Raw genomic sequence first — 7813 nt, forward strand, 5'->3', positions numbered from 1 at the left:
AGGTGAGCGTTATGCAACAGCAAAAGCCGCAAAAACCGCTGGAGGGGGCGCAACTGGTCATTATGACCATTGCGCTGTCGCTGGCGACATTCATGCAGGTGCTGGACTCCACCATCGCAAACGTGGCGATCCCTACGATCGCCGGGAACCTTGGCTCATCGCTGAGCCAGGGGACCTGGGTCATTACCTCGTTCGGGGTGGCGAACGCCATCTCCATTCCCATCACCGGCTGGCTGGCGAAGCGCGTCGGTGAAGTGAAGCTGTTCCTTTGGTCGACGATCCTGTTCGTGCTGGCCTCCTGGGCCTGCGGCATGTCCAGCAGCCTGACGATGCTGATTTTCTTCCGCGTCATCCAGGGGATTGTCGCCGGGCCGTTGATTCCGCTGTCTCAGAGTTTGCTGCTGAACAACTATCCGCCCGCCAAACGCTCCATCGCGCTCGCGCTGTGGTCGATGACGGTGATTGTCGCTCCGATTTGCGGGCCAATCCTCGGCGGCTATATCAGCGATAACTATCACTGGGGCTGGATCTTCTTCATCAACGTGCCCATCGGTGCGCTGGTGGTACTGATGACGCTACAGTCTCTGCGTGGTCGCGAAACGCGGACCGAACAGCGGCGGATCGACGGCATCGGACTGGCACTGCTGGTTGTCGGCATCGGCAGCCTGCAAATCATGCTCGACCGCGGTAAAGAGCTGGACTGGTTCGCCTCTACGGAAATCATCGTACTGACGGTGGTCGCTGTGGTGGCCATCAGCTTCCTGATTGTCTGGGAGCTGACGGACGATAACCCGATAGTCGACCTCTCGTTGTTTAAATCGCGAAACTTCACCATCGGCTGCCTGTGTATCAGCCTCGCCTATATGCTCTACTTCGGCGCGATTGTTCTGCTGCCGCAGCTGTTGCAGGAGGTGTACGGCTATACCGCAACCTGGGCGGGGCTGGCCTCCGCGCCGGTGGGGTTAATTCCGGTTCTGCTGTCGCCGATTATTGGCCGTTTCGCCCATAAGCTCGACATGCGCAGGCTGGTGACGTTCAGCTTCATCATGTACGCCGTGTGCTTCTACTGGCGCGCGTATACGTTTGAACCGGGAATGGACTTTGGCGCCTCCGCGTGGCCACAGTTTATTCAGGGCTTCGCCGTAGCGTGCTTCTTCATGCCGCTAACCACCATTACGCTTTCCGGCTTGCCGCCTGAGCGGATGGCGGCGGCATCGAGCCTGTCGAACTTCACCCGTACGCTGGCGGGCTCCATCGGGACATCGATCACCACCACGCTGTGGACCAACCGGGAATCGATGCACCATGCTCAACTCACCGAAGCGGTGAACCCGTTCAACCCTAACGCTCAGCAGATGTATAGCCAGCTTGAGGGGATGGGGATGACGGAGCAGCAGGCGTCCGGCTGGCTTGCCCAGCAGATCACCAACCAGGGGCTGATTATCTCGGCAAACGAGATTTTCTGGATATCGGCAGGGATCTTTATCGTCCTGCTGGGGCTGGTGTGGTTTGCCAAACCACCGTTTGGGGCCGGTAGCGGGGGCGGTGGGGCGCATTAGCCCTCATTACAGGACGCCTTACCCGGCCTACGATCGTAGGCCCGGTAAGCGCAGCGCCACCGGGCAACTTCTACGGTTGTCCAAAACGCGACAGCGATTGTCAGTTCCGATAAAGCAGCGCGCCTGAAATCGATTCACGATAGTGAAAAGACAACAGGAGCGCACCATGCTGAACACACCCGCCGACAAATACCAGCCTTACCCCACCCTTTCGTTGCCCGACCGCCGCTGGCCGGAGCAGATTATCACCTGCGCCCCGCGTTGGCTCTCGACCGACTTACGCGACGGTAACCAGGCGCTGGCCGAGCCGATGGACAGCGCGCGCAAGCTGCAATTCTGGGATCTGCTGCTGACCTGCGGGTTTAAAGAAATAGAAGTCGCCTTCCCGTCCGCCTCGCAGACGGACTTTAATTTTGTACGTCAGCTGATTGAGGAGAACCGCATCCCGGATGACGTCACCATTCAGGTGTTAACGCAGGCGCGGGACGATCTTATCCATCGCACTTTCGACTCCCTGCGCGGCGCGAAGCAGGCCACCGTTCACCTGTATAACGCTACCGCCCCGCTGTTCCGCCGTCTGGTATTCGGCATGGAGAAAGCGCAAATCGTCGAGCTGGCGACGCGCGCGACGCGCCTGATTCGTCAGCTGTGTGAAGAGAACCCTGACACCCGCTGGCAGTACGAGTACTCCCCGGAAACCTTCTGCTTTACCGAACCGGAGTTTGCGCTGGAGATTTGTGAAGCCGTGGCGGAGATCTGGCAGCCGTGCGCGGCGCGTCCGATGATCGTCAACCTGCCCGCTACCGTCGAAGTGAGCACGCCGAACGTCTATGCCGACCAGATCGAGTATTTCTGCCGCCACTTCAGCCGCCGCAGTGACGTCTGTATCAGCGTACATCCGCATAACGATCGCGGAACGGGCGTCGCCAGCGCGGAGCTGGCCGTCATGGCCGGGGCTGACCGCGTGGAGGGCTGCCTGTTTGGCAACGGTGAGCGCACGGGCAACGTCTGCCTGGTGACGCTGGCGATGAACCTCTACAGCCAGGGCATTAGCCCGAATCTGGATTTCAGCGATATGAATCGGGTGGTTGAAACGGTAGAAACCTGCAACCAGCTGCCCGTCCATCCGCGCCATCCGTGGGCGGGTCGTCTGGCTTACACCGCCTTCTCCGGCTCGCACCAGGATGCCATCAAGAAAGGTTTCGATACCCGTAAGCCTGGCGAACGTTGGGAGATGCCCTATCTGCCCGTCGACCCGCAGGATATTGGCTGTACCTATGAAGCGGTGATCCGCGTGAACAGCCAGTCAGGAAAAAGCGGAAGCGCCTGGCTTATTGAGCAAAACCACGGCCTGAAATTGCCTCGCGCCCTGCAACAGGATTTTAGCCAGCACGTGCAGCAGGAAACGGATAACCATGGAAAAGAGATGACGCAGAATGCGCTCTGGCAGCTGTTCCGCGCCCGTTACGGCCTGGTGGCGAGCCCGCCATTAGCGCTACAATCGTACCGCAGCGACAGTCAGCAGGACGGCCAGCTGCGGCTGACGGCAAGCGTCGCCACGCATGGGGGCACCCGCCAGCTGGAAGGCCAGGGAAACGGTTTGCTCTCCGCCGCCGCTCACGGCTTAAGCCGCTGGATCAACGCGTCGTTTGTGATCAAGGATTATCACGAACATACGTTAGGCGAACGCAGCGACAGCCGCTCGGTGGCCTATATCCGCTGCCTGTTCCAGGATGGGACCAGCCGCTGGGGCGTGGGCATCGACAGCGACGTGGCACGCGCGTCGATTCAGGCGCTTTTTAACGCGGTCAGTCGTTCCTGAAGTAATCGCTGGGTGAGAGACCCATTACCCGGCGAAACATTGCCGTAAAGGCGCTGTGGCTGCCATACCCCAGATCCAGCGCCACGCGTAATACCGGCTGGCCCTGCGCCAGCCGCACTAAGGCTTCCAGCAGTCGCGCCCTTCTCACCCATTCGCCGTAGCTCAGGCCTGTCTGCTGCTGAAAATGACGGTTCAGCGTGCGTTCGCTCATCCCCACAATACCTGCGGCCTGGGCGCTGCTCCAGCTTTCTCCCGGGGCCATTCGAATCTGCTGGCAGAGATGGCGCAGCGCTTCGCTTTCCGGCTCGGGCAGGTGAAACGGCAGCACCGGCATGAGACGAATTTCATCGAGGATCAGCTCATAAACACGTTCATCGCGGCTTCCGGGTGCGTAAGATTCAGGAAGCGTGAGGGAGGTCAGGATCAGCTCGCGCAGCAGGGGCGAGATCTGCACGATCTGGCAGGTCGCCGGGAGATCGGCGCGCGCCAGCGGGTCGATAAACAGCGTGCGGGCGGCAACGTTGCCGGTGATGCGCAGGGCGTGCTGCGTACCCGCAGGTAGCCAGACGCCGCGACCGGGCGGCACCACCCAGCAGCCGGATGCGGTATCCACCCGCACGACGCCGGTGAGGCTGTGCAGGAGCTGCGCGCAGTCGTGCTGATGCCACGGCTCGCTGTCGCCATGAGCATAATCATGCGAAAACGGCACAAGCGGGCGATGGGTAAAGGAGAAGGTGGTGGTTGTCGTCATCAGGATTGTAGGCCCGGTCAGCGAAGCGCCACCGGGCATCCACAGGCACGATACTAAATGTGCAGTTCCTGAAGTTTTTCTTTTGGCAGGGCCAGCTCGTCGTTGCTGTTTACACGAACATCACGTTCGATGATATGACGGGCAATCTCCTGAGCTTCTTCCAGAGAGTGCATCTGGTAAGTGCCGCACTGGTAAACGTTCAGCTCAGGGATCTGGTTCTGCTCTTTCACCTTCAGCACGTCTTCCATCGCCGCTTTCCACGCATCCGCGACGCGTTTCTCTTCAGGCTGACCAATCAGGCTCATGTAGAAACCGGTTCGGCAGCCCATCGGAGAGATATCGATGATCTCCACGCCGTTGCCGTTCAGGTGGTCGCGCATGAATCCGGCGAACAGGTGTTCCAGCGTGTGAATGCCTTTCTCTGGCATCACTTCTTTATTCGGCACGCAGAAGCGCAGGTCGAAAACGGTGATCGTGTCGCCGTGCGGCGTGTTCATGGTCTTCGCCACGCGGACTGCTGGTGCTTCCATACGGGTATGGTCGACAGTAAAGCTATCTAATAACGGCATACGTCACCTCCGATAGTGATTTTTTTTAAAATAAACTGAACTCTTCTACAGAATGCGCGTCTGAGTATATGAAAGACGCGCATTTGTTATCATCATCCCTGAATTCAGAGATGTATATTTTGGCCACAGCGATGTGGCCTTTTTCTTTTGGTTCAGGCCTGCTTCGCCAGAAACGCCTCAAACGACTCCGTATCCGCCGCTTCGACCTCTTTCTGACGCACAACGGACGCATCGCGCTCTGCCACAAAATCCGCTTCGCTCAGGATCTCTAACGGCTCCTGCATCAGCATCTCACGGTACTCCGCTGAGAGTGAACGCCCTGTGCCACCAATTCCCTGCTCAATCATAGAACGCAGAATACGTGCTGAGAATGTCAGTTCCGGGTTATCAAAGCTTTCAACCAGTTCGTCGCAGACCTTCTGGTAAGCTTCGCCGCCGTACACGCTATCCAGCGTCTGGGCTACGCGCTTCAGGTCATGGAACAGATCCTTCCCTACCTTAGACAGTGGGAACTGAGCCGTTTCACAGCCAATACCTAACGTCAGGCCCGGCTTGCGCCCTTCCAGAATCACGCGATTCCAGTTGGCACGGGTACACAGCAGTTCGTCGGAACTCATTTCCGGCGCATCCGCCAGTACGCACCAGACCATAAACAGGTCAAGGAAACGAACCTGCTGCTCGTCAACGCCAATCGGTGAGAACGGGTTGATATCCAGCGAGCGCACTTCAATGTATTCGATCCCGCCGCGCTGTAGCGCATCCGACGGCGTTTCACCGCTGCGCGTCACGCGCTTCGGACGAATCGGCGCATACAGTTCATTTTCAATCTGCAACACGTTGGTGTTAATTTGCAGGCGTTTGCCGTCTTTTTCGAGGCCGATTTTTTCGTACTCTTCCGACGGGGTTTTTATCGCCCGCTTCAAGCCTGCCACATATTCGTGCAGATCGTTAAACGTAATTCCGAGATTGCTTTGCGATTTATTGGTATAGCCAAGGTCGCTCAGGCGCAGGGAGGTCGCGTATGGCAGGTAATACATGCCACATTCGGTCTTCTCGAACGGTAGCGTGGTCGGTTTCCCTTGCAGGAACGATGAACAGATAGCCGGGGACGCGCCGAACAGATACGGAATAACCCAGCCAAAACGGTAGTAGTTGCGGATCAGGCGGAAGTAGCCCGCGGAGATCGCTTCTTTATCCGTTTCACCGCACTTCGCCTGCCAGAACGCCATCGGCAGAGAAAAGTTGTAGTGCACGCCAGAGATCGTCTGCATCAATGCGCCGTAGCGGTTTTTCAGTCCTTCGCGATACAGCGTTTTCAGCCGACCAATATTCGAGGTGCCGTACTGCGCCAGCTCGATATCCTGCCCCTGCTCGATATAGCACGGCATGCTGAGCGGCCACATACGCTCGTCGCCGAGGTTGCGGGCGGTGAAGCGATGCACGTCGCGCATGATCGTCAGCATATGATCAATATCACCGTCTACTGGCGTGATGAACTCCAGCAGCGCTTCGGCGAAATCGGTTGTGATCCATTTATGTGTCAGCGCCGAGCCTAACGCCTTCGGGTGTCCCGTAGTCGCTAAGCTACCATCCGCATTTACGCGCAGCGTTTCGCGCTCAAGCCCACGCTGAATCCCCTTCAGTGCCTGAGGGTGATTTTCCAGCCAGGCCAGCGCCTGTGATACGTCCGGGATCAATTTGACCTCCCGCCTGTCAAAAAATTGTCACTCAGCATAATTGTAATGGTTGACGATTGAAGGTCGCGAATTCATTCCACCAATTAGTGCCACCACGTCATACCCTGTAGTGTTACCCATGCCAGTAAAACATAGCGTAACGCCTTGCCAAGGCACAAAAAAAAGAGCACCGGTCCCCAGGAGATGCGCATCCATCCCGCCAGCAGACACAGTAAATCGCCTATTACAGGCATCCAGCTTAATAACAGCGTGGCAGCGCCATAGCGTTTTAGCCAGCCCACTGCCTTTTCCTGCCAGCGAGATTTTTCGCGTAGCGGAAAGAAACGTCCAAGAATAACGTTAGTCAGCCCTCCAAGGCTATTACCCATTGTTGCTATTAAGACCAGCAACCAGGGCTGACTTACGCCGGACAACAGCATCGCCACCAGCACCACTTCCGAATTCCCCGGTAAGAGGGTGGAGCTTAAAAAACTGCTGGCGAATAATGAAGCGAGTGACAGCGCGTCACTCACAGTAAGCGAACGTCCACCGCCGCCATTCCGGCATCACGCGCGGCCTGAATGCCAAAATCAGCATCTTCGAACACCACGCATTTTGCAGGTGGAACACCCATTAATTCTGCACTGAGCAGGAAGGTATCCGGTGCGGGTTTGTGATGTTTAACATGATCGGCGGCAACGACGGCAGAAAAATAGTGGCGCAGGCCAAGGTGATTGAGTAGCGCTTCAGCAATCGCGCTCTCGCTGCCCGTACCGACAGACATAGGACGACGGCCGTGCCACTCCTTGACGACGTCAATGAGTGGTAAAGGCTGCACGGTGTCTAACAGTATGGCTTTTACCGCGTCGGTTTTTTCACGCGCGAGCTGATGAGGGTCGAGATCGGCCTGATTCAGCTCAATCACGGCCTGTGCGATACGCCAGGTGGGCGATCCGTTGAGGGCAATCATCGCCTGTAAATCGAAACGCATACCGTAACGGCCCAGGACTTCGGTCCAGGCCTGACGATGCGTGGGTTCGGTATCCAGGAGGGTGCCGTCCATATCGAAGATCAAACCGTCATACTGTGCGTACATCGTGCTCTCGCTAAACGATTAACAAAGCATTACTTTATCGTAAAAGGGGATTTTTGTCGCTGACAGAGAGCGTGATTGCTGACGAAACGTCGAAGGAATGAACAAAGAAGGAGAAGATGGTGCATCCGGGAGGATTACTCGGCTTACGCCTCGCCCTGCGGGCCGTTGCTAAAGCAACGTTATCCTCCCTGGTGCTTGCGATTAACTCGCAGACCTTAAAACAACAGCATCGCTGTTATCCAGGAGAATATGGTGCATCCGGGAGGATTCGAACCTCCGACCGCTCGGTTCGTAGCCGAGTACTCTATCCAGCTGAGCTACGGATGCATCGGGATTTACT

7 protein-coding genes and 1 tRNA gene are annotated in these 7813 nt (G+C 57.3%); 2 read left to right on the top strand and 6 right to left on the bottom strand.

Annotation, left to right across the window (positions count from 1 at the left end):
• The first annotated feature begins 11 nt into the window (after nucleotides 1-11).
• Nucleotides 12-1559, top strand: a complete 1548-nt coding sequence (gene emrB / locus SK47_RS16820) for a multidrug efflux MFS transporter permease subunit EmrB (RefSeq protein ID WP_006811709.1) — start codon at nucleotides 12-14, stop codon at nucleotides 1557-1559.
• Between the two features lie 166 nt (nucleotides 1560-1725).
• Nucleotides 1726-3381 carry a 2-isopropylmalate synthase gene (gene leuA / locus SK47_RS16825; protein WP_048244813.1) on the top strand — a complete coding sequence of 552 codons (1656 nt, stop codon included), beginning with the start codon at nucleotides 1726-1728 and terminating at the stop codon, nucleotides 3379-3381.
• Here leuA and SK47_RS16830 read toward each other — a convergent pair.
• From SK47_RS16830 to SK47_RS16855, 6 genes are all read right to left on the bottom strand, one after another.
• Nucleotides 3368-4132: an AraC family transcriptional regulator gene (locus tag SK47_RS16830; RefSeq protein WP_003862181.1), complete on the bottom strand. Its 765-nt coding sequence runs from the start codon at nucleotides 4130-4132 to the stop codon at nucleotides 3368-3370. The genes leuA and SK47_RS16830 overlap by 14 nt on opposite strands.
• 53 nt (nucleotides 4133-4185) lie before the next feature.
• A complete protein-coding gene (gene luxS, locus SK47_RS16835) occupies nucleotides 4186-4701 on the bottom strand; it encodes an S-ribosylhomocysteine lyase (protein WP_003862180.1) in 516 nt (171 codons plus the stop codon).
• Nucleotides 4702-4853: 152 nt separating this feature from the next.
• Entirely contained in the window at nucleotides 4854-6398 is a 1545-nt protein-coding gene (gshA, locus tag SK47_RS16840; RefSeq protein ID WP_022649137.1) for a glutamate--cysteine ligase, read from the bottom strand.
• An 83-nt stretch (nucleotides 6399-6481) separates the two neighbouring features.
• Nucleotides 6482-6910, bottom strand: a complete 429-nt coding sequence (locus SK47_RS16845; RefSeq protein ID WP_017692791.1) for a YqaA family protein — start codon at nucleotides 6908-6910, stop codon at nucleotides 6482-6484.
• A complete protein-coding gene (gene yqaB / locus SK47_RS16850) occupies nucleotides 6907-7473 on the bottom strand; it encodes a fructose-1-phosphate/6-phosphogluconate phosphatase (RefSeq protein WP_048244815.1) in 567 nt (188 codons plus the stop codon). Before yqaB ends, SK47_RS16845 begins: the two co-directional genes overlap by 4 nt.
• A 250-nt stretch (nucleotides 7474-7723) precedes the next feature.
• Nucleotides 7724-7800, bottom strand: a tRNA-Arg gene (locus tag SK47_RS16855).
• Nucleotides 7801-7813 lie beyond the last annotated feature (13 nt).

This window comes from Enterobacter sp. BWH52, assembly GCF_001037565.1.
Lineage (GTDB): Bacteria > Pseudomonadota > Gammaproteobacteria > Enterobacterales > Enterobacteriaceae > Enterobacter > Enterobacter hormaechei_C.